Annotated in this window: 23 protein-coding genes; 19 read left to right on the forward strand and 4 right to left on the reverse strand. The window is 72.9% G+C overall.

The window, feature by feature from the left end:
* The 16 genes from ACFVYI_RS01965 to ACFVYI_RS02040 all read left to right on the forward strand — a co-directional run bounded on the left by ACFVYI_RS01965 (position 1) and on the right by ACFVYI_RS02040 (position 17,710).
* Complete coding sequence (locus ACFVYI_RS01965) at positions 1–1,521, forward strand: anthranilate synthase component I (RefSeq protein WP_387880423.1); 1,521 nt, start codon at positions 1–3, stop codon at positions 1,519–1,521.
* 16 nt (positions 1,522–1,537) lie between these two features.
* Entirely contained in the window at positions 1,538–2,149 is a 612-nt protein-coding gene (locus ACFVYI_RS01970) for a Uma2 family endonuclease (protein WP_387880426.1), read from the forward strand.
* A complete protein-coding gene (locus ACFVYI_RS01975; RefSeq protein WP_387880429.1) occupies positions 2,146–2,772 on the forward strand; it encodes a TIGR02234 family membrane protein in 627 nt (208 codons plus the stop codon). Before ACFVYI_RS01970 ends, ACFVYI_RS01975 begins: the two co-directional genes overlap by 4 nt.
* A 200-nt stretch (positions 2,773–2,972) precedes the next feature.
* On the forward strand, positions 2,973–3,221 hold the full coding sequence (locus ACFVYI_RS01980) for an HGxxPAAW family protein (RefSeq protein WP_387880431.1): 249 nt from the start codon (positions 2,973–2,975) through the stop codon (positions 3,219–3,221).
* Positions 3,222–3,348: 127 nt separating this feature from the next.
* Complete coding sequence (locus ACFVYI_RS01985) at positions 3,349–3,789, forward strand: DUF2752 domain-containing protein (RefSeq protein WP_387880433.1); 441 nt, start codon at positions 3,349–3,351, stop codon at positions 3,787–3,789.
* A 189-nt stretch (positions 3,790–3,978) separates the two neighbouring features.
* Complete coding sequence (gene trpC, locus ACFVYI_RS01990; protein ID WP_360633253.1) at positions 3,979–4,785, forward strand: indole-3-glycerol phosphate synthase TrpC; 807 nt, start codon at positions 3,979–3,981, stop codon at positions 4,783–4,785.
* A 10-nt stretch (positions 4,786–4,795) separates the two neighbouring features.
* Complete coding sequence (gene trpM, locus ACFVYI_RS01995) at positions 4,796–4,945, forward strand: tryptophan biosynthesis modulator TrpM (protein WP_387880437.1); 150 nt, start codon at positions 4,796–4,798, stop codon at positions 4,943–4,945.
* Positions 4,946–4,993: 48 nt separating this feature from the next.
* On the forward strand, positions 4,994–6,286 hold the full coding sequence (gene trpB, locus ACFVYI_RS02000; protein ID WP_387880439.1) for a tryptophan synthase subunit beta: 1,293 nt from the start codon (positions 4,994–4,996) through the stop codon (positions 6,284–6,286).
* 2 nt (positions 6,287–6,288) lie between these two features.
* A complete protein-coding gene (gene trpA / locus ACFVYI_RS02005; RefSeq protein ID WP_387880441.1) occupies positions 6,289–7,098 on the forward strand; it encodes a tryptophan synthase subunit alpha in 810 nt (269 codons plus the stop codon).
* Positions 7,099–7,289: 191 nt separating this feature from the next.
* Positions 7,290–7,547 carry a hypothetical protein gene (locus ACFVYI_RS02010; RefSeq protein WP_387880443.1) on the forward strand — a complete coding sequence of 86 codons (258 nt, stop codon included), beginning with the start codon at positions 7,290–7,292 and terminating at the stop codon, positions 7,545–7,547.
* A gap of 125 nt (positions 7,548–7,672) precedes the next feature.
* Positions 7,673–8,185, forward strand: a complete 513-nt coding sequence (locus ACFVYI_RS02015) for a MauE/DoxX family redox-associated membrane protein (protein WP_387880445.1) — start codon at positions 7,673–7,675, stop codon at positions 8,183–8,185.
* Positions 8,186–8,240: 55 nt separating this feature from the next.
* Positions 8,241–9,104, forward strand: a complete 864-nt coding sequence (locus ACFVYI_RS02020; RefSeq protein WP_387880448.1) for a thioredoxin domain-containing protein — start codon at positions 8,241–8,243, stop codon at positions 9,102–9,104.
* Positions 9,105–9,266: 162 nt separating this feature from the next.
* A complete protein-coding gene (lgt, locus tag ACFVYI_RS02025) occupies positions 9,267–10,262 on the forward strand; it encodes a prolipoprotein diacylglyceryl transferase (protein WP_387880450.1) in 996 nt (331 codons plus the stop codon).
* A gap of 153 nt (positions 10,263–10,415) precedes the next feature.
* Entirely contained in the window at positions 10,416–11,147 is a 732-nt protein-coding gene (locus tag ACFVYI_RS02030) for a VIT1/CCC1 transporter family protein (protein WP_387880453.1), read from the forward strand.
* Between the two features lie 508 nt (positions 11,148–11,655).
* Complete coding sequence (gltB, locus tag ACFVYI_RS02035) at positions 11,656–16,257, forward strand: glutamate synthase large subunit (protein WP_387880456.1); 4,602 nt, start codon at positions 11,656–11,658, stop codon at positions 16,255–16,257.
* Positions 16,250–17,710, forward strand: coding sequence for a glutamate synthase subunit beta (locus tag ACFVYI_RS02040; RefSeq protein ID WP_387880458.1), 1,461 nt, complete (start codon positions 16,250–16,252; stop codon positions 17,708–17,710). Before gltB ends, ACFVYI_RS02040 begins: the two co-directional genes overlap by 8 nt.
* A gap of 234 nt (positions 17,711–17,944) precedes the next feature.
* Here ACFVYI_RS02040 and ACFVYI_RS02045 read toward each other — a convergent pair whose 3' ends face one another.
* Both ACFVYI_RS02045 and ACFVYI_RS02050 read right to left on the reverse strand, forming a co-directional pair.
* Complete coding sequence (locus ACFVYI_RS02045; protein ID WP_387880461.1) at positions 17,945–18,151, reverse strand: hypothetical protein; 207 nt, start codon at positions 18,149–18,151, stop codon at positions 17,945–17,947.
* A gap of 38 nt (positions 18,152–18,189) precedes the next feature.
* Positions 18,190–19,212, reverse strand: coding sequence for a DUF5937 family protein (locus ACFVYI_RS02050; protein ID WP_387880464.1), 1,023 nt, complete (start codon positions 19,210–19,212; stop codon positions 18,190–18,192).
* An 18-nt stretch (positions 19,213–19,230) separates the two neighbouring features.
* On the opposite strand from ACFVYI_RS02050, the gene ACFVYI_RS02055 reads away from it, so the two are divergent.
* The 3 genes from ACFVYI_RS02055 to ACFVYI_RS02065 all read left to right on the forward strand — a co-directional run bounded on the left by ACFVYI_RS02055 (position 19,231) and on the right by ACFVYI_RS02065 (position 22,965).
* Positions 19,231–20,469 (forward strand): MFS transporter, encoded by a 1,239-nt coding sequence (locus ACFVYI_RS02055; RefSeq protein ID WP_387880467.1) that lies wholly within the window; start codon positions 19,231–19,233, stop codon positions 20,467–20,469.
* Positions 20,470–20,549: 80 nt separating this feature from the next.
* Positions 20,550–21,416 carry a helix-turn-helix domain-containing protein gene (locus ACFVYI_RS02060; protein WP_387880469.1) on the forward strand — a complete coding sequence of 289 codons (867 nt, stop codon included), beginning with the start codon at positions 20,550–20,552 and terminating at the stop codon, positions 21,414–21,416.
* 91 nt (positions 21,417–21,507) lie between these two features.
* The gene (locus tag ACFVYI_RS02065) at positions 21,508–22,965 is read left to right on the forward strand and encodes an aldehyde dehydrogenase family protein (RefSeq protein WP_387880472.1); all 1,458 of its coding nucleotides are present in this window, start codon (positions 21,508–21,510) and stop codon (positions 22,963–22,965) included.
* Positions 22,966–23,092: 127 nt separating this feature from the next.
* Here ACFVYI_RS02065 and ACFVYI_RS02070 read toward each other — a convergent pair whose 3' ends face one another.
* A complete protein-coding gene (locus tag ACFVYI_RS02070; protein WP_387880475.1) occupies positions 23,093–23,662 on the reverse strand; it encodes a Uma2 family endonuclease in 570 nt (189 codons plus the stop codon).
* Between the two features lie 112 nt (positions 23,663–23,774).
* Entirely contained in the window at positions 23,775–24,686 is a 912-nt protein-coding gene (locus ACFVYI_RS02075) for a hypothetical protein (protein WP_387880477.1), read from the reverse strand.
* Positions 24,687–24,876: the final 190 nt, after the last annotated feature.

Genomic DNA, 24,876 nt, shown 5'->3' on the forward strand with positions numbered 1-24,876 from the left:
ATGGACCTCGAAGCCTTCCGCAAGCTCGCCGTCGACACCCGGGTCATCCCGGTCACCCGCAGGCTCCTCGCGGACGGTCTCACCCCGATCGGCCTCTACCGCAGCCTCGCCGGCGAGCGCCCCGGCACCTTCCTGCTGGAGTCCGCGGAACAGGGCCGCAGCTGGTCCCGCTACTCGTTCGTGGGCGTGCGCAGCGCCGCCACCCTGACCGCCGACCCCGACGGCAACGCCCGCTGGCTCGGGGCGCCGCCGGTCGGCATCCCCACCACCGGCGACCCGCTCCAGGTGCTGCGCGCCGCGCTGGAGGCGCTGCACACCCCGCGCCGCACCGACGACGGCCTGCCCCCGCTGACCGGCGGCCTGGTCGGCTACCTCGGCTACGACATCGTCCGCCGGCTGGAGAAGCTGCCCGACCTCAACCCGGACGACCTGCGCCTGCCCGAGCTGACCATGCTGCTCGCCACCGACCTCGCCGTGCTCGACCACGCCGACGGCACGGTGCTGCTGATCGCCAACGCGGTCAACCACAACGACCTCGCCAGCGGCGTCGACGAGGCCTACGCGGACGCGGTGGCCCGCCTCGACGCGATGGAGGCCGACCTCCTCAAGCCGGTCGACCCGGGCCTCGCCACCTTCACCCCGGCCGGTCCCGGCGAGGTCCGCTCGCCGTTCGGCGGGGAGCCGTACCGGGCGGCCGTGGAGGACATCAAGGAGCGGATCCGGGCCGGCGAGGCCTTTCAGGTGGTGCCCTCGCAGCGGTTCGAGGCGCCCTGCCCGGCCTCCGCGCTGGACGTCTACCGGGTGCTGCGCACCACCAACCCGAGCCCGTACATGTACCTGTTCCGCTTCCCCGGCCCGGACGGCGCCGCCGAGGGCGGCTTCGACGTGGTCGGCTCCAGCCCCGAGGCCCTGGTCAAGGTCACCGAGGGCGAGGCGATGCTGCACCCGATCGCCGGCACCCGGCACCGCGGTGCCACCCCGCACGAGGACGCCGAGCTGGCCGCCGAGCTGCTCGCCGACCCGAAGGAGCGGGCCGAGCACCTGATGCTGGTCGACCTGGGCCGCAACGACCTCGGGCGGGTCTGCGAGCCGGGCAGCGTCGAGGTGGTCGACTTCATGCAGATCGAGCGGTACAGCCACGTCATGCACATCGTCTCGACGGTCACCGGCAAGGTGGCGCCCGGCCGGAGCGCGTTCGACGTGCTGACCGCCTGCTTCCCGGCCGGGACCCTCTCCGGCGCGCCGAAGCCGCGCGCGATGCGCATCATCGAGGAGTTGGAACCCACCCGCCGGGGCCTGTACGGCGGCTGCGTCGGGTACCTGGACTTCGCCGGGGACTCCGACACCGCGATCGCCATCCGGACCGCCGTGCTGCGCGACGGCACCGCCTACGTCCAGGCGGGTGCGGGTGTGGTCGCCGACTCGGACCCGCACGGCGAGGACACCGAGTGCCGCAACAAGGCCGCCGCCGTCCTGCGCGCCGTGGCCACCGCCAACACCCTGCGCACGCCGACGCTCTAGGGGCTGGGAGGCCACGATGCCGGACGAGCAGCAGTCCACCGGGTCGGCCTGGGACGTCCTGGCGGGCGTGCGGTTCCCACCCGGCCACCGGGTGGAGATCACCGCCGGGAAGGTCACCATGACACCGCGCACGGCCGCGTCGGCGGCGATCGCGCGGGCTGTCGCCGCGCAGGCCGGGGAGCAGTCGGCCGGGCACGGCACGGTGCTCGCGGAGGCCGTCGTGGACTTCCCGTCCGCGCGGTACGGCTACGCGCCGGACGTGGCCCTGGTCGCCCCGGGGGCGCGGCCCGGTGCCCGGGGCCGGTTCGGGTGGCGCGACCTGGAGGCGGTGCTGGAGGCCGTCCCGCGCTCCCAGCAGGACGACGACTTCGTCCGCAAGCACCGCTTCTTCGCGGAGTGCGGGATCCCGCTCTACGTGCTGGTGGACCCGGCGGTGGCGGTCTGCACGGTGTACAGCGCGCCGCAGCCGGCCGGGACGTACCGGGAGGCGGAGCGGGTGCCGTTCGGCAACGACGTCTTCCTGCCGCTGGCGGAGCGGACCCTGGTGCTGCGGACCGACGACTTCCCGGTCGAGTCGCCGACCCCGGGTGCGGAGCCGGGCGGCGGCCGGGGGATAGTGGACGGGTGAGCGTTCCTACCCAGCCCCGTGCCGAAGCCGTACCCGCCGCCCCCGCCAAGGCCGGGCGGCGGACGCTCGGCCTGATGCTGCTGTCCACCCTGCTGGGCGCGGTGCTGGTGCTGACCGCCGTCGGCCGGGTCTGGGCCGACGGCCGGGTGGCCGGATCGGCCGCCGGGACGCTGGAGGTGTCCGTCACCGGCAGCCGGATCTCCGAACTGCCCGGCGGGCTGGCGCTGGTGGCGCTGGCGGCGGCGCTGGCGGTGTTCGCGGTGCGCGGCGTCGGGCGGATCGCGGTCGGCGTGCTGACCCTGCTGGCCGGCCTCGGGGCGGCCGCGACCGCGGCCGCGGGGGCGGGCGACAGCGCCGCGCTGGACAGCGAGGCGGCCCGCAAGCTCGCGCTCTCCGGCACCACCGCCACGGAGATCGGCCACAGCGGCTGGCCCTGGGTGGCCCTGGCCGGCGGGCTGCTGCTGGCCCTGGCCGGGCTGCTCGTGGTCCGGTTCGGGTCGAGCTGGCCGGCGATGGGCAGCCGCTACGACGCGCCCACCCGGACGGCGCCGGCGAAGGCCGCCGAGACGCCGGCGGACCTCTGGAAGGCGCTGGACCGCGGCGAGGACCCGACCGCGGTCTGATCCGGGTCGGTCGCGCGGCCGTGCGGCCCGACGGCCGGTGCGGCCGGACGGCGCCGGGTGCGGTCCGACGGCCGGTGTGACCGGATAGACGAGCACCCCCTTTGGGGCGGCGGTGTGTGGCCCGGCACAATGGAACACGTCAACCCGCCAGGGGCCCGCCGGGGCCCGGCCGGGCCCCGGAGAACCAAGGAGCACCGCAGATGTCGGCAGCAGCACACGGCCACAACCCCGCCGCCTGGACCGGCGTGACCATCTCCTTCGTCGGTTTCGCGATCGCGGGCGTGGCGATGATCCTCCCGTCGGTGCCGGTGGTCTGGGCCGGCCTGGCGGTCGTCGTGATCGGTGGCGTGGTCGGCAAGGCGATGTCGATGGCCGGCATGGGCAAGCAGCCCAGCCCGCACGTCGAGACCCACGAGGACCGCGCCGCGGCCGCCGTCGTCGCCGCCTGACGCGCTCCGTCGCACCAGCGAACGGCGGGCGCAGGCCCGCCGTTTCGTCTCTCCGGCCGTGTCGCTCCGCCCGCCGCGGCCGTTTCGTTTCACCCGCCGGGCGCGCCGGACCGGCACAATCGGGGGCGTGAACGCCGCTCCCACCGTTTCCGCCCGGCCGCCCGTCCTGCGCCGGCTCGGTCCGCCGCTGGCCGCCCTGGCCGCGGTGACCGTCCCCACCGTGTACCTCGCGGTGGTGGACCCCAACGCCCCCGGCCACTACCCGGCCTGCCCGTTCCTGACGGCCACCGGCTGGTGGTGCCCGGGCTGCGGCGGCCTGCGCTGCGTCCACGCGCTCACCCACGGCGACCTCAGCGGCGCGCTGCACGACAACGCGCCCGCGGTGCTGCTCTTCGCGGTGCTGGCGGTGCTCTGGGCGCGCTGGGTGTGGGCCGCGGTGACCGGCGGTCCGACGCCCCGGCTCGCGCTCGGCGCCCGCCGCTGGGTGCTGATCGGCCTGCTGTTCCTGGTGTTCACGGTGGTGCGCAACCTACCCGTCGGCGCGGGCCTGGCGCCGCCCCTGATCTGATGCACCGGGCGGTGTGGGCACGGTGAAGCCGCAGTTGGGAGGCGTACCGGGGGGCGTCCGCACCGCGAGACGCGCGCCGGGTGGATGCGCCTCGCGCTCCCCGGTGCCGATACCATCGAAGGGCCGGCGGGCCCATTGGCCGTCCGGCTCCTCGCTAGCAGAACTAGCAGAAATGATGGGGGCGCTCGCGTGAGTGTGCTCGACACGATCATCGAAGGGGTCCGCGAGGACCTCGCCGAGCGGCAGGCCCGGGTCTCCCTGGACCAGCTCAAGGAGCTCGCCGCCAAGGCCCCCGACGCCAAGGACGGCGTGGCCGCCCTCAAGGGCGACGGTGTGCGGGTGATCTGCGAGGTCAAGCGCTCCAGCCCGTCCAAGGGCGCACTGGCCGCGATCGCCGATCCGGCCGCCCTGGCGACCGACTACGCGGCCGGCGGTGCCGCGGCGATCAGCGTGCTGACCGAGCAGCGCCGCTTCGGCGGCTCGCTCGCCGACCTGGACGCCGTCCGCGCCGCGGTGGACACCCCGCTGCTGCGCAAGGACTTCATCGTCACCGCCTACCAGCTGTGGGAGGCCCGCGCGCACGGCGCCGACCTCGCGCTGCTGATCGTCGCCGCCCTCGACCAGCCGGCCCTGGTGTCGCTGATCGAGCGCGCCGAGTCGATCGGCCTCACCCCGCTGGTCGAGGTGCACGACGAGGAGGAGATCGCCCGCGCGGTGGACGCCGGAGCGAAGATCATCGGCGTCAACGCCCGCAACCTCAGGACCCTTGAGGTGGACCGCAACACCTTCGGCAACATCGTCCACGCGATCCCGGACGGTGTCGTCAAGATCGCCGAGTCCGGGGTGCGCGGCCCGCTGGACGTGATCTCCTACGCCAACCTCGGCGCCGACGCGGTGCTGGTCGGCGAGTCCCTGGTGACCGGCCGGGACCCGCGTGCCGCGGTGGCCGACCTGGTCGCGGCCGGTGCCCACCCCGCCCTGCGGCACAAGGACTGACCCCGCCGCCATGAAACTCGCATCCCGTCTCGCTCCCGGCTGCCGCCCGCGCGGCTGCCGCGCGCCCGCACGCCGGGTGCTGGGCAGGCGGGTGCGCTATGTCATCGGCTGCGAGCCCGGGCAGGTGCAGGGCCGTCGATGGCGCAGGACGCACGGCTGAGAGAGCCGTTCCGACGTCACTGCCGTCATCTGCACGAAGGAATCCACCATGTCCGAGAAGGACTACCTGCCCGGCGCCGAGGTGCCGGACGCCCGCGGCTACTTCGGCGCCTACGGGGGCCGCTTCATCCCGGAGGCGCTGGTCGCCGCCGTCGAGCAGGTCGCCGAGGAGTACGAGAAGGCCAAGTCCGACCCGGCCTTCGCGGCCGAGCTGGACGGGCTGCTCAAGGACTACACCGGCCGCCCCAGCCCGCTGACCGATGTGCACCGCTTCTCCGCCGAGGCGGGCGGCGCGCGCGTCCTGCTCAAGCGCGAGGACCTCAACCACACCGGCTCGCACAAGATCAACAACGTGCTGGGCCAGGCCCTGCTGACCCGGCGGATGGGCAAGACCCGGATCATCGCCGAGACCGGCGCCGGCCAGCACGGCGTGGCCACCGCCACCGCCTGCGCGCTGTTCGGCTTCGACTGCACCATCTACATGGGCGAGGTCGACACCCGGCGCCAGGCGCTGAACGTGGCCCGGATGCGGATGCTCGGCGCCGAGGTGGTGGCCGTCAAGTCCGGCAGCCGCACCCTGAAGGACGCCATCAACGAGGCGTTCCGCGACTGGGTCGCCAACGTGGACTCCACCCACTACCTGTTCGGCACCGTGGCCGGCCCGCACCCGTTCCCGATGATGGTCCGCGACTTCCACCGGGTCATCGGCATCGAGGCCCGCCAGCAGGTCCTGGACCGGACCGGGCGGCTGCCGGACGCCGTCGTCGCCTGCGTGGGCGGCGGCTCCAACGCGATGGGCATCTTCCACGAGTTCATCCCGGACGCCGGGGTGCGCCTGATCGGCTGCGAGGCGGCCGGCGAGGGCGCCGAGACCCCGAGGCACGCCGCCACCCTGACCAAGGGCGACCCGGGCGTGCTGCACGGCTCGCGCACCTACGTCCTGCAGGACGAGGACGGCCAGACCATCGAGTCGCACTCCATCTCGGCCGGGCTGGACTACCCGGGCGTCGGCCCGGAGCACGCCTGGCTGAAGGACACCGGCCGGGCCGAGTACCGCCCGGTCACCGACGACGCCGCCATGCAGGCGCTGCGGCTGCTCTCCCGCACCGAGGGCATCATCCCGGCCATCGAGAGCGCCCACGCGCTGGCCGGCGCCCTGGAACTGGGCCGCGAGCTCGGGCCCGAGGCCACCATCCTGGTCTCGCTCTCCGGCCGCGGCGACAAGGACATGCACACCGCGGCCGAGTACTTCGGCCTGTACGACGAGGCCGGCGGCAACGCGGCCGGCGACGACGCGGCTGCCGGCAACGCGGGCGACGGCGCCGGCAACGGGGGTAAGTGACCATGACTTCGAAGCTCAGTGACGTCCTGGCCGCGGCCAAGGCGGAGGACCGCGCCGCGCTGATCGGCTACCTGCCGGCCGGCTTCCCGAGCGTGGACGGCGGCGTGCGTGCCGTCAACGCGCTGATCGAGGGCGGCTGCGACATCGTCGAGGTCGGACTGCCGCACTCCGACCCGGTCCTGGACGGCCCGACCATCCAGACCGCCGACGACATCGCGCTGCGGGGCGGCGTGAAGATCAAGGACGTGCTGCGCACCGTCCAGGAGGTGGCCGCCGCGCACCCCGGGGCGGCCGTGCTGGTCATGACCTACTGGAACCCGGTCGAGCGCTACGGCACCGCGCGCTTCGCCGCCGACCTGGCCGCCGCCGGCGGCGCCGGCTGCATCCTGCCGGACCTGCCGGTCGAGGAGTCCGAGGAGTGGCGCAAGGCGGCGGGCGAGCACGGTCTCGACACCGTCTTCGTGGTCGCTCCGAGCAGCAAGGACAAGCGCCTCGCCGAGGTCACCGCGGCGGGCTCCGGCTTCGTCTACGCGGCCGCCGTGATGGGCGTGACCGGTACCCGGGCCAAGGTCGGCAACCTCGCCGAGGACCTGGTCGCCCGGACCAGGGCTACCACCGACCTGCCGGTCTGCGTCGGCCTCGGCGTCTCGACCGCGGCCCAGGCCGCCGAGGTGGCCGGCTTCGCCGACGGCGTGATCGTCGGCTCGGCCTTCGTCCAGCTGATCCTGGACGCGGACGGGGACGAGCCCGCCGCGCTGGCGGCCGTGCGTACCCTGGCCGGCGAGCTGGCCCAGGGGGTCCGCCGCCGCTAGGCACCCGCGTCCGACGGCCCGTCGCCCCACTCCGGTGGGGCGGCGGGCCGTCGGCGTTCCCGGGGGGAGGGGACCCGAACGAGTGAACAGTAGGGCTCCGACGCATCAGGTGGGGTTGACCGGCGTTGAGTGGAGGGACGAGTGCACGCACCACGCGTACGGGGCGTGGAGCGAACGGAAGGGGTCCGCCGGTGCCGGGTCTGCAGCGAGCCGTCCTGCTGCGGGCGGCGGCTGCCGTGCTGGCGCTGACCGCGGCCGTCGGGGCGGACGCCGCGGTCGGACAGGCGCTGGCCAGGCGGGGCGCGGAGCGGGCCGAGCGGGACGCGTACGTCTGCGCCGAGGCGGCCCGGGTGGACGCGGTGGCGCGGGCGACGCGCGCGGGGCACGGCGGCCGGCCGGACCTCCACGACCCGGGGCGCCCGCCGGGCTGCGATCCGAACGGGCACTAGAACGTATTCGGGCAGACCGCCATCAGACGTCACCCATCCGGCTTAATTCCTGAATATGGAGGAACCGTCCTTCATCCCTTACGGTTCATCAGGAAGTGAACGTGTTTCCCGAGGGGGGTTTCCCGATGGCCGGCCCGGCAGCGCACCTCAGCGAGACCGAGCCGGCGGCCCGGCGCCCGTGGCCGGCCTGGACGCAATGGATCGGCACCGCCGCCCGGCTGGGCCTCGCCGTGGTCTGGGGCTGGGCCGGCCTGGCCAAGATCGCCGACCCGGCCGAGGCGGCCCAGGCGGTGCGCGCGTACGAGATCCTGCCCGAATCGCTGGTCAAGCCGGTCGGCTACGCCCTGCCCTTCCTGGAGCTGGCGCTCGCGCTGCTGCTGCTGATCGGTCTCGGCGTCCGGCTGGTCGCGGGCGTCTCGGCGCTGCTGCTGCTCGCCTTCATCGCCGGGATCGCCTCGGCCTGGGCGCGCGGCATCTCGATCGACTGCGGCTGCTTCGGCGGCGGCGGGGCGGTGGACTCCTCGCAGACCGAGTACCTGCAGGAGATCCTGCGCGACACCGGGTTCCTGGTCCTGGCCGGCTGGCTGATCTGGCGCCCCCGCACCAAGTTCTCGGTGGACGGCTGGCTGGCGGCCTGAGCGGCCGCCACCAGCCACCCCCACACCCCTTTTCCCGATGGTGGATGTCAAGGCAATGAGCGAGAAGAACCGAGAAGGCAAGCGCACCGCCCGCGAGCGGATGCAGGCGGAGCGGGCGGCCGACGAGGCCCGCGGCCGGCGCAGGAAGAAGCTGGTGATCGGCGGGGTGGCGCTGGCGGTGATCGCCGCCGCCGCGGTCATCGGTGTCGTGGTGCAGAACGAGCGCTCCAAGCCGGAGACCCCGACCGCCGCGCCGGCCGGCACGATCGGCGACAAGAACCTGGTCGTCCCGGTCGGAGCGGCCGACGCCCCGTCCGTCCTCACCGTCTACGAGGACCCGCGCTGCCCCGCCTGCGGCACCTTCGAGCGTGAATTCGCCTCGACCATCGACCAGTTGGAAGACGCGGGCAAGATCTACAGCAACTACCACGTCGTCTCGTTCATCGACCGGGCCGTCCCCGGCAAGGGCTCCAAGTACGGTGCCAACGCGCTGGGCTGCGCCCAGGAGGCCGGCCACTTCCGCGACTACCACGACGTGCTCTACCGCAACCAGCCGGACGAGACCAACGACGCCTTCGGCGACAAGGCCACCCTGATCAACCTGGCCAAGCAGGTCCCCGGTCTGGACACGCCCGCCTTCGAGGCCTGCGTCAACGACAACACCTTCGGCGGCTGGGTGTCCGCGGTGCAGCAGGACTTCGACAAGTCCAGCTACAAGTCGACGCCGACGGTGCTGCTCAACGGCCAGCCGATCTACCCCAAGAACGGCACCGAGGAGATCACCCCGCAGAACCTGGTGAAGTGGGTGGACGCCGCCAACCAGGGCAAGAAGCTGGGGACGCCGGGTTCGCACGGGCAGTCCCCGGCGCCGAGCGGCACCGCCTCGGAGAGCAACAACCCGTCACCGAACGCCGGCTGAGACGGGTACCGGCCGGTCGGCCGCCGCCCCTCCCCGTCCGGAGCGGGCGGCGGCGCAGTCGGTGCCCGACCGGCCGGTGGCCGGGCCGACCCCTGTTGTTCGGGATCTGTGACCCGCGGGGTGTCCGGGGCGGGCCGCCGACCCTGTAGCGTCGGAGCTGCCATGGATATCGCCTACATTCCCAGCCCGTCGCGGGGCGTCCTCTATCTCGGACCGATCCCGCTGCGCGCCTACGCCTTCTGCATCATCCTCGGTGTCGTCGTCGCCGTCTGGCTCGGCAGCAAGCGCTGGGTCGCCCGGGGTGGTGGCAAGCACACGGTCGGCGACATCGCCGTCTGGGCTGTGCCGTTCGGCCTGGTCGGCGGCCGGCTCTACCACGTGATCACCGACCACCAGCTCTACTTCGGCGAGGGGAAGAACCCCTGGAACGCCTTCAAGATCTGGGAGGGCGGCCTCGGGATCTGGGGCGCGATCGCGTTCGGCGCGGTCGGCGCCTGGATCGGCGCCCGCCGCCGGGGCGTGCCGCTGCCCGCGTACGCCGACGCGATCGCGCCGGGCATCGCGCTGGCCCAGGCGCTCGGCCGCTGGGGCAACTGGTTCAACCAGGAGCTGTACGGCCGGGAGACCACGCTGCCGTGGGGCCTGGAGATCGACAAGACGCTGCCGAACGGCGAGGTGGTCACGGGGATCTACCACCCGACCTTCCTCTACGAGTCGCTCTGGTGCGTGGGCGTCGCGGCGCTGGTGATCTGGGCGGACCGCCGGTTCACCCTCGGCCACGGCCGGGCCTTCGCGCTGTACGTGGCCGCGTACACGGTCGGCCGGTTCTGGGTCGAGTGGCTGCGGATCGACGAGGCGCACACCTTCCTGGGGCTGCGGCTCAACGACTGGGTGGCGATCGCGGTGTTCCTCGCCGCCGTCGCCTACTTCGTGATCGTCGGCAAGAAGCGGCCCGGCCGGGAGGACCCGGCGAGCATCGACCCGACCGCGACCGGCCCCTCCGACACCGCCGGGACTGCGGACTCCGCGAAGGATTCCTCGAAGGACTCCTCGGGCCGGAGCCCCGCCGCGTCTCGCCCCTCGGACAAAAAGGTGGACGCCGAGCCGGCCGAGAGCATCGCCGAGAGTGCCGACAAGGACGCCAAGAACCTCACCTGACCAGCGATTTCCCTAGCCGCCGGCCGCCCTTCCGAATGTCCCGGAGGGCGGCCGGAGGCGTGTTCGGGCAGCCTTACTTTGCTGGAAGTCCGCAGGCCAGGAGGGATACGTTCGATTCGTCGGACGATCGGACGGAGGCCCGAGACCGTGAGCGTGACCACCCTTGAACCCGAGGCCGGGCACCACCCCCGCGTGCCCGCCGCCGGGCACCACCGCGATGTGAACGGCGGCTGGCTGCGGCCGGCGGTGTTCGGCGCGATGGACGGGCTGGTCTCCAACGTCGCGCTGATGACGGGTGTGGTCGGCGGCGCGGTCTCCAACAGCACGGTGGTGCTCACCGGCCTCGCCGGTCTGGCGGCCGGCGCCTGCTCGATGGCGGCGGGGGAGTACGCCTCGGTGGCCTCGCAGCGCGAGCTGGTCCAGGCGGAGATCGAGGTCGAGCGGCTGGAGCTGCGCCGCAACCCGCAGGGCGAGCTGGCCGAGCTGGCCCAGCTGTACGCCTCGCGCGGGGTCGATCCGGCGCTGGCGCACGAGGTGGCCCGCCAGCTCTCCGCGGATCCGGACCGGACGCTGGAGGTCCATGCGCGGGAGGAGCTGGGTGTGGACCCCAACGACCTGCCCTCGCCGTGGGTCGCGGCCGGCTCCTCGTTCGTCTGCTTCGCCGTCGGCGCGCTGCTGCCGCTGCTGCCGTACCTGCTGGGCGCGACCTCGCTGCTGCCGGCGCTGCTGCTCTCGATGGCCGGGCTCTTCCTCTGCGGCGCGGTGGTCGCCCGGGTGACGGCGCGCACCTGGTGGTACAGCGGGCTGCGGCAGCTGGTGCTGGGCGGGGCGGCGGCCGCGGTGACGTACCTGCTGGGCGCGCTCATCGGCGGACAGGTCGGCTGACCCGGGCGCCCGGGCCCGCCGCGTGACGCGGTGTGACGGCCCGGGCCGGCGGGGCGGGGCTTTCGTGCGTTGCTACAGCAGGCTGCATGGTTATGCTGTGCAGCGCGTGACGTTCCGCACATGGGCCCGGAAGTCCGGTCGTCCTAGTATCGGCCGCAGGCCCGCCCGGTCCGAGGAATTCCCAGGTCGGACCGGTCCCGGGGGATCGAATCGCAGGCACGCTCGTGGCGATCTTGTCGAGGCGGGATTTCGGTCCTGTTTCGGCCCCTCGCGGCACGGGCACACTTGAGGGAGCGCGCAGTCGGGGAGCCGACTCCTCCCGCTCGCATTACTCGCCGGTAACCGCCCCTGACCTGGGGTCATGTCCGCCATGTGGACGAGATGTTCCACTTCTCGGGATCTCCGGCATCATGTAACCTGCACGAAATCGCAGAGGGCCAACGTCGTCCCTATTGCACGAAGCTCATTGCTCAAGACGACGACGGGAGAGCCGATGCTGTCTGCATCCATGCACTCCGCAAACGAGCCCCAGGCCGGCGCAGCCCGCCCGCCGTACGCGCTCGTTCCGGATGCGCGACCTGCTGCTCAGGGCCTGTACGACCCGCGGAACGAGCACGACGCCTGTGGCGTCGGCTTCGTCGCCACGCTGACCGGCATCGCCGACCACAAGATCGTCGAGCAGGCGCTGACTGTCCTGCGCAACCTGGAGCACCGGGGTGCCACCGGCGCCGAGCCGGACTCCGGTGACGGCGCGGGCATCCTGACCCAGATCCCCGACGCCTTCCTGCGCGCCAAGGTCTCCTTCGAGCTGCCCGCCGCCGGCTCCTACGCGGTCGGCATCGCCTTCCTGCCCGACGAGGACGCGGCCGCCGCCGCGGCCGTCGCGCAGATCGAGGCCATCGCCGCCGAGGAGGACCTCACCGTCCTCGGCTGGCGCGACGTCCCGGTCACCCCGGACCTGCTCGGCGCCACCGCCCGCAGCGTGATGCCGCGCTTCCGCCAGGTCTTCCTGTCGCAGGGCGAGAGCAGCGGCATCACCCTGGACCGGCTCGCCTTCGTCGTCCGCAAGCGCTCCGAGCGCGAGGCCGGTGTCTACTTCCCGTCGCTCTCCGCGCGCACCATCGTCTACAAGGGCATGCTGACCACCGGCCAGCTGGAGCCCTTCTTCCCCGACCTGTCGGACCGGCTCTACGCCTCCGCGCTCGGCCTGGTGCACTCGCGCTTCTCCACCAACACCTTCCCGAGCTGGCCGCTCGCCCACCCGTACCGCTTCGTCGCGCACAACGGCGAGATCAACACGGTCAAGGGCAACCGGAACTGGATGACCGCCCGCGAGTCGCAGCTCGCCACCGACCTCATCCCGGCCAACCGGAACGGGCAGGGCCTGGAGCGGATCTTCCCGATCTGCACCCCGGACCACTCCGACTCGGCCTCCTTCGACGAGGTCCTGGAGCTGCTCCACCTCGGCGGCCGCTCGCTGCCGCACTCGGTGCTGATGATGATCCCGGAGGCGTGGGAGAACCACGCCACCATGGAGCCGGCCCGCCGCGCGTTCTACCAGTACCACTCCAACCTGATGGAGCCCTGGGACGGCCCGGCCTGCGTCACCTTCACCGACGGCACCCAGATCGGCGCCGTGCTGGACCGCAACGGCCTGCGCCCGGCCCGCTACTGGATCACCGAGGACGGCCTGGTCGTCCTCTCCTCCGAGGTCGGCGTGCTCGACATCGAGCAGGAGAAGGTCGCCAAGAAGGGCCGCCTGCAGCCCGGCAAGATGTTCCTCATCGACACCGCGGAGCACCGCATCGTCGAGGACGAGGAGATCAAGTCCGCGCTGGCGTCCGAGCACCCCTACGCGGAGTGGGTCGCGGGCGGCCAGATCCAGCTCGCCAAGCTGCCCGAGCGCGAGCACATCGCGCACACCCACGCGTCGGTGACGCGCCGTCAGCAGACCTTCGGGTACACCGAGGAGGAGCTGCGGGTCATCCTCGCGCCGATGGCCCGGACCGGCGGCGAGGCGCTCGGCTCGATGGGCACCGACAGCCCGATCGCCGCGCTCTCCGAGAAGCCGCGCCTGCTGTTCGACTACTTCGTGCAGCTCTTCGCGCAGGTCACCAACCCGCCGCTGGACGCCATCCGCGAGGAGCTCGTCACCTCGCTGCTGAGCAACCTCGGCCCCGAGGGCAACCTGCTGGCCGCCGAGGCCGCCTCCTGCCGCTCGGTCGGCATCACCTTCCCGGTGATCGACAACGACGAGCTGGCCAAGCTCGTCCACATCAACCACGACGGGGACCAGCCCGGCCTCAAGGCCGTCACCCTGTCCGGCCTCTACAAGGTCGCCACCGGCGGCGAGGGCCTGGCCGCGCGCCTGGCCGCGATCGCCGCCGAGGCCGACGCCGCGATCGCCGACGGCGCCCGGATCGTCGTGCTCTCCGACCGGCACTCGGACGCCGAGCACGCGCCGATCCCCTCGCTGCTGCTCACCTCCGCGATCCACCACCACCTCATCCGCACCAAGCAGCGCACCCAGGTGTCGCTGCTGGTCGAGGCCGGTGACGTCCGCGAGGTGCACCACGTCGCGCTGCTGATCGGCTTCGGCGCCGGCGCGGTCAACCCGTACCTGGCCATGGAGTCCGTCGAGGACCTCGTCGCCCAGGGAGTCTTCATCGAGGGCGTCGAGCCCGAGAAGGCCATCAAGAACCTGATCAAGGCGCTCGGCAAGGGCGTGCTCAAGGTCATGTCCAAGATGGGCATCTCCACCGTCGCCTCCTACCGCGGCGCCCAGGTCTTCGAGGCGATCGGCCTCTCCCGGGAGCTGGTCGGCGCCTACTTCGCGGGCACCACCACCAAGCTCGGCGGCATCGGCCTGGACGAGCTCGCCAAGGAGGTGGCCGCCCGCCACGCCAAGGCGTACCCCGCCTCCGGCATCCCCGCCGCGCACCGCGCGCTGGAGATCGGCGGCGAGTACCAGTGGCGCCGCGAGGGCGAGCCGCACCTGTTCGACCCGGACACCGTCTTCCGGCTGCAGCACTCCACCCGCAACCGCCGGTACGACATCTTCAAGCAGTACACGGACCGGGTGAACGAGCAGTCCGAGCGCCTGATGACGCTGCGCGGCCTGTTCCAGCTGGACGGCCTCGGCCGCACCCCGATCTCCGTCGACGAGGTCGAGCCGGTCTCCGAGATCGTCAAGCGCTTCTCCACCGGCGCCATGTCGTACGGCTCGATCTCCCGCGAGGCGCACGAGACCCTGGCCATCGCGATGAACCGCCTCGGCGGCAAGTCCAACACCGGTGAGGGCGGCGAGGACCCGGACCGCCTGCACGACCCGGAGCGCCGCTCGGCGATCAAGCAGGTCGCCTCCGGCCGGTTCGGCGTCACCTCCGAGTACCTGGTCAACGCGGACGACATCCAGATCAAGATGGCCCAGGGCGCCAAGCCCGGCGAGGGCGGCCAGCTGCCCGGCCACAAGGTCTACCCGTGGGTCGCCAAGACCCGGCACTCCACCCCGGGCGTCGGCCTGATCTCCCCGCCGCCGCACCACGACATCTACTCCATCGAGGACCTCGCCCAGCTGATCCACGACCTCAAGAACGCCAACCCGGCGGCCCGCATCCACGTGAAGCTGGTCTCCGAGGTCGGTGTCGGCACGGTCGCGGCCGGCGTCTCCAAGGCGCACGCGGACGTCGTGCTGGTCTCCGGCCACGACGGCGGCACCGGCGCCTCCCCGCTCACCTCGCTCAAGCACGCGGGCGGCCCCTGGGAGCTCGGCCTCGCCGAGACCCAGCAGACCCTGCTGCTCAACGGCCTGCGCGACCGCATCGTGGTGCAGACCGACGGCCAGCTGAAGACCGGCCGCGACGTGGTCATCGCCGCCCTGCTGGGCGCCGAGGAGTTCGGCTTCGCCACCGCGCCGCTGGTCGTCTCCGGCTGCATCATGATGCGCGTCTGCCACCTGGACACCTGCCCGGTCGGCGTCGCCACCCAGAACCCGGTGCTGCGCGAGCGCTTCTCCGGCAAGCCCGAGTTCGTCGTCAACTTCTTCGAGTTCATCGCCGAGGAGGTCCGCGAGATCCTCGCCGAGCTGGGCTTCCGCTCGATCGAGGAGGCCGTCGGCCACGCCGAGCACATCAACGCCCGGGCGGCGATCGAGCACTGGAAGGCCGCCGGGCTCGACCTGGCGCCGCTGTTCCACGTCCCCGAGCTGCCCGAGGGCGCGGCCCTGCACCGCACCACCACGCAGGACCACGGGCTCGACAAGGCCCTGGACAACCAGCTGATCGACCTCGCCCAGGACGCCCTGGAGCGCGGCGACGCCGTCCGCGTCCAGCTGCCGATCCGCAACGTCAACCGCACGGTCGGCACCATGCTCGGCCACGAGGTGACCAAGCGGTACCGCGGCGAGGGCCTGCCGGAGGGGACCATCGACGTCACCTTCACCGGCTCGGCCGGCCAGTCGTTCGGCGCCTTCCTGCCGAAGGGCATCACGCTGCGCCTGGAGGGCGACGCGAACGACTACGTCGGCAAGGGCCTCTCCGGCGGTGTGGTGATCGTCCGCCCGGCGCGCGAGGCCGCCGCGATCGGCGCCGACGCGCAGCACCACGTGATCGCCGGCAACACCATCGGCTACGGCGCCACCGGCGGCCGCGTGCACCTGCGCGGCAAGGCCGGCGAGCGCTTCGCCGTCCGCAACTCCGGTGCCACCCTGGTGGTCGAGGGCGTGGGCGACCACGGCCTGGAGTACATGACCGGCGGCCGGGTCGTCATCCTCGGCGAGACCGGGCGCAACCTGGCGGCGGGCATGTCCGGCGGTGTCGCCTACGTGCTGGACCTGCGCCCCGCGAACGTCAACGACGGCATGGTGGGCATCGAGGCCCCCAGCGCCGCCGACCGCGACTGGCTGCGCGAGACCGTGCAGCAGCACTACGAGGAGACCGGCTCCACCGTCGCCGCCGAGCTCCTGGCCGACTGGGGCAGCGGGGTCTCCCGCTTCTCCACGATCATGCCGACCGACTACAAGGCAGTGCTCGCCGCCAAGGACGCCGCTGAGCGCGATGGACTCTCCGAGTCCGAGACCACTCGCAAGATGATGGAGGCGGCACGTGGCTGACCCCAAGGGCTTCCTGACCACCGGAAAGCAGCTGGCCGAGCGCCGGCCCGTGGACGTCCGTCTGCGGGACTGGAACGAGGTCTACGTCGAACGCAGCCTCCTGCCGATCATCACCAAGCAGGCCGGCCGCTGCATGGACTGCGGCATCCCGTTCTGCCACAACGGCTGCCCGCTCGGGAACCTCATCCCCGAGTGGAACGACCTGGCCTACCGGGACGACTTCGTCGGTGCGATCGAGCGGCTGCACGCGACCAACAACTTCCCGGAGTTCACCGGGCGGCTCTGCCCGGCTCCCTGCGAGTCCGCGTGCGTGCTGGGCATCAACCAGGACGCGGTGACCATCAAGAACGTCGAGGTCACCATCATCGACAAGGCCTGGGACCGGGGCGGCGTCACGCCGCAGGTCCCCGAGCGGCTCTCCGGCAAGACCGTCGCCGTGGTGGGCTCCGGCCCGGCCGGCCTGGCCGTCGCCCAGCAGCTCACCCGGGCCGGGCACACCGTGGTGGTGTACGAGCGCGCCGACCGCGTCGGCGGCCTGCTGCGCTACGGCATCCCCGAGTTCAAGATGGAGAAGCGCCACATCAACCGCCGCATCGAGCAGATGCGCGCGGAGGGCACCCGGTTCCGCACCGGCGTCCACGTCGGCGAGGACATCACCGGCCAGCAGCTGCGCGAGCGCTTCGACGCGGTGGTCGTGGCCGCCGGTGCGACGACCGCCCGCGACCTGCCGGTGCCCGGCCGTGAGCTCAAGGGCATCCACCAGGCGATGGAGTACCTGCCGCTGGCCAACAAGGTGCAGGAGGGCGACTTCGTGGAGCCCCCCATCACCGCCAAGGGCAAGCACGTCATCGTCATCGGCGGCGGCGACACCGGCGCGGACTGCCTCGGCACCGCGCTGCGCCAGGGGGCGGCCTCGGTCACCCAGCTGGAGATCATGCCGCGGCCGAGCGACGAGCGCCCCGGCCACCAGCCCTGGCCGACCATGCCGATGACCTACAAGGTCACCTCGGCCCACGAGGAGGGCGGCGACCGGATCTACGCGGTCAACACCACCCACTTCACCGGCGACGAGGACGGCAACGTCCAGGAGCTGCACCTGGTCGAGGTCGAGTTCAAGGACGGTCGCTTCGAGCCGGTGCCCGGCACCGAGCGGGCGATCCCGGCCCAGCTGGTCACCCTGGCCATGGGCTTCACCGGCACGGACGTGAAGAACGGCCTGGTCGAGCAGCTTGGCGTCGACCTGGACGCGCGGGGTAATGTGGCCCGGGACGGGAAGTTCGCCACCAATGTCGATGGCGTCTACGTCTGCGGTGACGCCGGCCGTGGCCAGTCGCTGATCGTCTGGGCCATCGCGGAAGGCCGTTCGGCCGCCGCCGCGGTGGACAAGTACCTGGGCGGCAAGACTCCGCTGCCCGCCCCGATCCGTCCCACGGACCGCCCGCTGGTGGTCTGACGCACGGACGGACCGGTCGGCGGCCACTCCCGCCGACGGACCCCGTCCACCCCCAGAGCGCCCGGCACCGCATTGCCGGGAGTATGAGCCGCTCCTCCCGCCAGTGTCGCCGGGCCAAACGCGGTCCCACGGCGCCTGCCCTCTCCCCGACCAGTTGAGGGCAGGTGCCGCTTTCCGTTGTCCGGGTCCTTGCCGTGGTCCGGGGCCGGTCGGGGCGCGGTCGGGCGGGCGGCCTCAGGGCCGGTTCGCGGCCGCCGCCGACGGGGGCGTGGCGGATGTCGCGGACGTCGCGCTGGGGTGGGGGAGACCGGGGTGGTCGGGCCAGGGGGGCAGCCCCCGGTCGTGGTCCGGGGCGGTGACGGTCAGCACGGCGAACAGCAGGGCCGTGAGGGCCAGCACGGTGAGCAGCAGGGCGGCGGGGCTCGGGCGGCGTCGGCGCATGGCGGTTGGACGGGGCGGCGGCCCGGACGGTTCCGGCCTCAGTCGCGCAACAGGAGTTCGGCGGCCTCGGTCCGGAGGTAGAGGACGGTGCGGCCGGTGCGGTGGCGGGCCGTGAGACCCGCCTCGCGCAGGGCGGTGAGGTGGTGCGACACGTTGGCGGCGGACAGGCCGGTCCGGGCGGCGAGCTCGGTGGTCGACGCGGGCGCGTCGAGTTCGGCCAGCAGCCGGGCCCGGGAGCGGCCGATCACCTTGGCCAGGCCGTCCGGGACGGTCGCGCCGGAGGCCTCCCAGAGCGTGGCCACCCCGCGCGGCGGGTAGACCAGACCGGGCTGCCAGGGCGGGTTCTGCTGGGAGTAGACGCCCGGCCAGGCGAAGACGGTGGGGGCCAGGACGAGACCCCGCTCGCCGTCCAGCCGCCGCTGCACGTCCACCGTACGGTGGGCGATCCGCAGGGTGTCGCGCTCCCAGCTCACCTGGGGGTGCAGGTCGGCGAAGAGCGCGGCCGGGCCGCCCGTCGACATCTGGCGGGCCCGCCGCAGGATCTCGCCCTCCGTGAGGCGCTGGATGCGCGGCCAGTGCGGGGCGATCGCCGCCGTCCAGTACGCCTGGACCTCGGCCGCCAGCCGAGCCAGGCCCGCCTCCGGATCGGCCCGCAACTCGGCGACCAGTGGCGGGAGTTCCCCGTCGAGCCGGGCGAGGTCGCGGCGTACGACGACCGGGTCGGTGACGGCCAGCGCGGCCACCGCCTGCTCGATGGTGAGCGTGGAGTGGGTCGGCACCGGGGTCAGGAAGTCCGGCACGTACACCGTGGGCAGCCGGATCAGCTGGGACAGCAGCTCCCAGTCGACGCCGGCCAGCCGCTGCCGGGCCTGCCGCACCCAGGGCAGGTGGACGGCGTGCCGGCCCGGCTCCTTCAACACCTCGACGCTGGTGACGACCTCGGACAGCGGCGAGCAGGCGAAGCGCGTCCGGGCGAGGTCCTGGGCCGAGAACTCCCAGTAGAGCATGGTGCCTCCGGCGAGGATTCGACCAGGATGGAATTCATGGGCAGGGATGATCATGCCCGAGACCCTGGTGCCATGACCACCGCGACGCTCACCCCGCTGCGCGACCGACTGGGCCTGCCGGACACCTCCGGCCGGACCGGGCTGGTCGGCGCCCACCTCATCGACAGCCTCGGCACCGGACTGATCCTCGCCTTCACCCTCGTCTACTTCGCCCGCACCACCGGCCTGAGCGTCACCGCCATCGGCGCCGCCGTCACCGCCGCCCGGCTGCTCGCCCTGCCCACCGCGATCGGCGTCGGCCCGCTGATCGACCGCTACGGCGCCAAGGTGGTGGCCGCCGGCGGCAACGCGCTCTCCGCGCTCGCGTTCGGCGGCTTCCTGTTCGCCCAGCAGCTCTGGCAGATCGTGCTGGTCTGCCTGCTCGCCCAGATCGGCCACGTCGCGTACTGGACCTCCAGCACCGGCCTGGTGGTGCTCGCCGCCGCCGAGGGGGAGCGCACCCGCTGGTTCGCGCTCGTGCAGACGCTGCGCAACACCGGCCTGGGCCTGGGCGGGGCGCTGGGCGCCGTCCTGGTGGCCGGCGGCGGCACCGGGAGCCTGCGGCTGCTGGTGGTGCTCAACGCGGTCAGCTACGTCGTCGCGACCGCCCTGCTGGCCGCCTGGCGGCCCGAACCCGCCCCGGTGCGGGCCGAGGCACGGGTGAAGGAGGCGGGGGTGAAGGAGGCGGGGGGCTACCGCGCGGTGCTGCGCGACCGCCGGTACCTGCTGCTGGTCGCCGTCAACCTCACCTTCGTCTTCGGCTCGATGATCCTCAGCATGCTGCTCGCCGTGTACCTCACCGAGGGCCTGCACCGCGAGGCCTGGGTGGCCGGCTCGCTGCTGGTGCTCAACGGCGTCCAGGTCGTCCTCACCGGGAACGTCGTGGCCGGGCGGCTGGAGCGGTTCCGGCCGACCAGGGTGCTCGCCGCCGCCTCGCTCCTCAACGCCCTCGCCTTCGGCGCCTTCGCCCTCGTGGCCGCCGCCCCCGGCTGGGCCGTGCTGGCCGGGCTCTACGCCGCGATGTTCCTCTACAACATCGCCGAGACCATGGCCACCCCCTTCCGGGAGGAGCTCAGCGTCTCGCTCGCCGACCCCGCGCTGCGCGGCCGCTACCTCGCCGTCTACCAGCTGTCCTGGAACGTCGGCCAGGCCGTCGCTCCCGCCCTGCTCACCCTGCTGCTCGGCCGGGGCGCCGCCTGGCCCTGGCTGTTCCTGCTGGTCCTGAGCCTGGCCGCGGTACCCGGGCTGCTACGCCTGGAACGCGACCGCTGACGGACTGTTGTTTGTCCGTGCCAGATGGCAGACTGCGGCCGACGGCCGGGGGGCTGCGCGACGTGCGGAGGGTGACGGCGATGAGCATGACTCAGGCAGGCGGAGGTGCCACGGTACGGCGCCTGCTGCTGGGCTCCCAGCTGCGAAGGCTGCGGGAGGCCAGAGGCGTCAGCCGCGAGGAGGCCGGCTATTCGATCCGCGCGTCCGAGTCGAAGATCAGCCGGATGGAGCTCGGCCGGGTCGGCTTCAAGGAGCGCGACGTCGCCGACCTGCTCACCCTCTACGGGGTCGAGGCCGAGCAGGAGCGGGCCTCCGTGCTCGGCCTGCTCCGCGAGGCCAACGCGACGTCCTGGTGGCACGGTTACGGCGACGTGCTGCCGGGCTGGTTCCAGACCTACCTCGGCCTGGAGGAGTCCGCCACCGAGATCCGCAGCTACGAGGTCCAGTTCGTCCACGGGCTGCTGCAGACCGCCGACTACGCGCGGGCGGTGATCACCCACGGCGGCCACGTCACCGAGGCGGACGAGGTCGAGCGGCGGGTCGAGGTCCGGCTGAAACGCCAGCGGGTGCTCACCGCCGACCGGGCGCCGCGGCTGCTCGCCGTCCTGGACGAGGCCGCGCTGCGCCGCCCCTGGGGCGGGCCCGAGTTGATGCGGGCGCAGATCGACCGGCTGCTGGAGCTGACCGAACTGCCCAACGTCGTCCTCCAGGTGATGCCGCTGGGCTTCGGGGGGCTGCGCGCGGAGGGCGGCGCCTTCTCGGTGCTGAGCTTCGCCGAGCCGGACCTCGCCGACGTGGTCTACCTGGAGCAGTTCACCACCGCGCTGTACCTCGACAAGCCCGCCGAGGTGGCCGAGTACTCCGGCGCGGTGGACGGTCTGGTGGCCGACAGCCTCTCCCCCGAGCTGACACGGGAACTTCTTCGCTCCGTACGCCAAGAGCTGTAAAGCGTAAGTACGATGAGTCACGATCAGATCTGATCGAGGAAGGCCCGCGGGCTTTCCCGCGGCTTTCCCGAATCAGCACGAGAGGGACCAGATGTCGTACCTTTCCGAGTTGGCGCTGCAGTACATCGACGGCGAGTGGCGGGCCGGCAGCGGCTCCTGGGACATCGTGGACGTCGATCCCTTCACCGGTGACAAGCTCGCCACCATCACCGTCGCCACCGTCGAGGAGGTCGACCGGGCGTACCGCGCCGCCGAGCGCGCGCAGAAGGAGTGGGCCGCCACCAACCCCTACGCGCGCCGGCTGGTCTTCGAGCGCGCGCTGCGCATCGTCGAGGACCGCGAGCAGGAGATCACCGAGGCGATCATGGCCGAGCTGGGCGGCACCGCCCTCAAGGCCGCCTTCGAACTCTCCCTCACCAGGGACATGCTGCGCGAGTCGATGCAGCTCTCGCTGCGCGCCGAGGGCCGGCTGCTGCCCTCCCCGGTGGAGGGCAAGGAGAACCGCCTGTACCGCCTCCCGGTCGGTGTGGTCGGCGTGATCAGCCCGTTCAACTTCCCGCTGTTCCTGTCGCTGAAGGCGGTCGCGCCCGCCCTCGCGCTCGGCAACGGCGTGGTGCTCAAGCCGCACCAGGAGACCCCGGTGGTCGGCGGCACCCTGATCGCCAAGATCTTCGAGGAGGCGGGCCTGCCGGCCGGTCTGCTCAACGTCGTGGTCACCGACATCGCCGAGATCGGGGACTCCTTCATCGAGCACCCCGTCCCCAAGGTGATCTCCTTCACCGGCTCGGACAAGGTCGGCCGGCACGTCGCCACCGTCGCCGCCTCGCACTTCAAGCGGACGGTGCTGGAGCTCGGCGGCAACAGCGCGCTGATCGTGCTCGACGACGCGGACCTCGACTACGCGGTCGACGCCGCCGTGTTCAGCCGCTTCGCCCACCAGGGCCAGGTCTGCATGGCCGCCAACCGGGTGCTGGTCGACCGCAGCGTCGAGGCGGAGTTCACCGAGCGGTTCGTCCGCAAGGTCGCCTCGCTGCGGGTCGGCGACCCGAAGGACCCGGCCACCCACATCGGCCCGTTGATAAACCCGGTGCAGGCCGACGCCATCACCGCCCAGGTCGACCAGGCGATCGCCGGCGGCGCCACCGCGCTGCTGCGCGGCGAGACCAACGGCAGCCTGATGGACCCGGTCGTGCTCGGCGGGCTGCCGGCCGGCGCGCCGATCCTGCAGCGCGAACTCTTCGGCCCGGTCGTGCTGGTGGTGCCGTTCGACGGCGAGGACGAGGCGGTCCGGCTCGCCAACGACACCCCGTTCGGGCTCAGCGGCGCCGTGCACACGGCGGACGTGGAGCGCGGCGTGCGGGTCGCGCAGCGGATCGAGACCGGCATGATCCACGTCAACGACGGCACCATCGCCGACGAGCCGGTGGTGCCCTTCGGCGGCGAGAAGAACTCGGGCGTGGGCCGGCTCAACGGCGAGTCCACGGTGGACGCCTTCACCACGGTGAAGTGGATCTCCATCCAGCACGGGCGCAGCCACTTCCCGTTCTGACCGGTCACCCCGTTCACCCCCGTGGCGCCGACCGGAGCCCCGCCCACCCCCTCGCGGAGCGGGCGGGGCTCCGGCCGGCACGGGCCCGCCGTCGGCGTCGGCCGCCCCGGTGGCCGGACGTCGGGGCTCAGACGGGGTAGCGGATCAGGTCACCGGTGACCAGCTCGAAGGCGAACGGCGCCGGGACCGGCACCCGGTCGCCGAACCGGCCGCTCCACCGCCGGTGGTAGCCGCCGTCGCCGGGTTCGGAGTGGAGGGTGAGCGTGCCCTCGCGAGGGTCGATCACCAGGTACAGCGGGATGTGCATCAACGGGTAGTCGCGGACCTTGCCGACCAGGTCGTTCTCCGGATTCGACGGCGAGACGATCTCGACCGCGATCGCCGCCAGCTCGGCCGGCACCTCGTTGCCGCCGAGCTCGACCACCGAGACCGGGATGTAGGTGAGGTCCGGATTGCGCAGCTTGCCGACGTTGGGCGAGGCGAGGTCGGTGTTCTCGCTGGGCATCAGCTCGGCCGGCCGGTGCGCGTCGAACTGCTCCCGGACGATCAGCAGGTTGCGCTGGTGGATCACCGACGGGCCGGCCATCATGATGATCTCGTCGCCGGAGATCTCGATCTTCCACCCCGACGGCGGCGTCAGGCTCTGCGCGTACGCCAGGAGCTGGGCGTGTCGTTCGGGGACATGGAACTCGGTCATGCCGCCATCCTCCCACCGGTGGGCGGGCGGGCCCGGGCAGTGGGCCCGCCCGTCGGCGTCGGCCGCCCCCGCGGCGGCCGCGATCCGGTGGCGGGCGCCGGGGCCCGTGCCGTCAGGCGCCGTCCCGCAGGCGGCGCAGGACGGTCATCAGCTCCTCGGGCGGGGCGATGGAGAACGAGCGGGTGGCCTCGTCGATGTGGGTCAGGGACGTCACGGCGCCCCGGTGCCACCAGTAGAGCCGGGGCGACAGCGGGCCGGGGTTGTCCTGGTAGGCGCCGAGGCCGAAGGCCGCCAGGTCGTTGATCGCCTCGACCGCGTGCTGGTCGGCCAGCGGGTGGAAGACCAGGTAGTGCCGGCTCGGCACGGTGAACAGGGCGCCCTCGTCGGGCAGTTCGCGCCCGGTGACGGCACGGGCCAGGTCGTCCAGGACGAGGGCCTTGCTGGCGACGAACATCGACTCGCCGTTGGCGATGTGCATCGCCGCACCGCCCTGGCCGTGGGCGACGTCGTACCCGACCGGCTCGCGGACCAGATTGGCGCGCCCGGCGGTGCGCAGCGCGTCCAGGCCCACCTCGGCGACGAACCGGTCGTCGAGGGTGCGGACCGCCTCGGGGAGGTCCAGCGAGATCGCCTCCTGCAGGCCGGCCGCGACGGGCCGGACGTAGCTGAAGGAGGGGGCCGTCTCCGGGGAGAAGGCGTCGTCGGGTATCAGGCGCAGGTAGGCCGAGCGGAGGATGTCGTCGGAGCCCTGTGGGGTCGCCGCCGCCGCGCCGTGGACGACGCGGAAGTGGCGCTCCACCAGCTGCGGCCACTCGCGCGGGTCCGCGCGCCGGCACAACTCGGCTAGGTTGTAAAGGGAGTTGGTGCCCTGCGGCGCGTGCAGGGTGTCGCCGACGACGGTGATCCCCGGGGTGCCCGCGTGGTGCTGGAGCACCAGGCCGCGCAGGTAGTCGGCCTGTTGGACCGTCAGGGCGGTCAGATGGGGGTCGTGTCGAGGGGCGGCCTTGGACCTGAAGAACTTCATGGTCCGACTCTATGAGGCGGTTTGTCCGGTCTGCCGCCCGGGGTCGAAACGGTCGGGGTCGGCCGCCCGGGGCCGGGCGGCAAGGACGCGGGCGCCCCCCCCCCCCCGCGGCGGTGGGGGGGGGCGCCCCCGGGGCCGCCGGGGCATAAGACCCGACCCCCGGGGCCGCCCCGGCCCCCCGCCGCGACCC

This window comes from Kitasatospora sp. NPDC058218 (genome assembly GCF_042882445.1).
Lineage (GTDB): Bacteria > Actinomycetota > Actinomycetes > Streptomycetales > Streptomycetaceae > Kitasatospora.

What these genes read in the sequence shown, in the direction of transcription:
- ACFVYI_RS01965 (WP_387880423.1), top strand. Translation starts at nt 1, where the DNA reads ATGGACCTCGAAGCCTTCCGCAAGCTCGCCGTCGACACCCGGGTCATC.
- ACFVYI_RS01970 (WP_387880426.1), top strand. Translation starts at nt 1,538, where the DNA reads ATGCCGGACGAGCAGCAGTCCACCGGGTCGGCCTGGGACGTCCTGGCG.
- ACFVYI_RS01980 (WP_387880431.1), top strand. Translation starts at nt 2,973, where the DNA reads ATGTCGGCAGCAGCACACGGCCACAACCCCGCCGCCTGGACCGGCGTG.
- trpM (WP_387880437.1), top strand. Translation starts at nt 4,796, where the DNA reads ATGAAACTCGCATCCCGTCTCGCTCCCGGCTGCCGCCCGCGCGGCTGC.
- trpB (WP_387880439.1), top strand. Translation starts at nt 4,994, where the DNA reads ATGTCCGAGAAGGACTACCTGCCCGGCGCCGAGGTGCCGGACGCCCGC.
- trpA (WP_387880441.1), top strand. Translation starts at nt 6,289, where the DNA reads ATGACTTCGAAGCTCAGTGACGTCCTGGCCGCGGCCAAGGCGGAGGAC.
- ACFVYI_RS02015 (WP_387880445.1), top strand. Translation starts at nt 7,673, where the DNA reads ATGGCCGGCCCGGCAGCGCACCTCAGCGAGACCGAGCCGGCGGCCCGG.
- ACFVYI_RS02020 (WP_387880448.1), top strand. Translation starts at nt 8,241, where the DNA reads ATGAGCGAGAAGAACCGAGAAGGCAAGCGCACCGCCCGCGAGCGGATG.
- lgt (WP_387880450.1), top strand. Translation starts at nt 9,267, where the DNA reads ATGGATATCGCCTACATTCCCAGCCCGTCGCGGGGCGTCCTCTATCTC.
- gltB (WP_387880456.1), top strand. Translation starts at nt 11,656, where the DNA reads ATGCACTCCGCAAACGAGCCCCAGGCCGGCGCAGCCCGCCCGCCGTAC.
- ACFVYI_RS02045 (WP_387880461.1), bottom strand. Translation starts at nt 18,151, where the DNA reads ATGCGCCGACGCCGCCCGAGCCCCGCCGCCCTGCTGCTCACCGTGCTG.
- ACFVYI_RS02050 (WP_387880464.1), bottom strand. Translation starts at nt 19,212, where the DNA reads ATGATCATCCCTGCCCATGAATTCCATCCTGGTCGAATCCTCGCCGGA.
- ACFVYI_RS02055 (WP_387880467.1), top strand. Translation starts at nt 19,231, where the DNA reads ATGACCACCGCGACGCTCACCCCGCTGCGCGACCGACTGGGCCTGCCG.
- ACFVYI_RS02060 (WP_387880469.1), top strand. Translation starts at nt 20,550, where the DNA reads ATGAGCATGACTCAGGCAGGCGGAGGTGCCACGGTACGGCGCCTGCTG.
- ACFVYI_RS02065 (WP_387880472.1), top strand. Translation starts at nt 21,508, where the DNA reads ATGTCGTACCTTTCCGAGTTGGCGCTGCAGTACATCGACGGCGAGTGG.
- ACFVYI_RS02070 (WP_387880475.1), bottom strand. Translation starts at nt 23,662, where the DNA reads ATGACCGAGTTCCATGTCCCCGAACGACACGCCCAGCTCCTGGCGTAC.
- ACFVYI_RS02075 (WP_387880477.1), bottom strand. Translation starts at nt 24,686, where the DNA reads ATGAAGTTCTTCAGGTCCAAGGCCGCCCCTCGACACGACCCCCATCTG.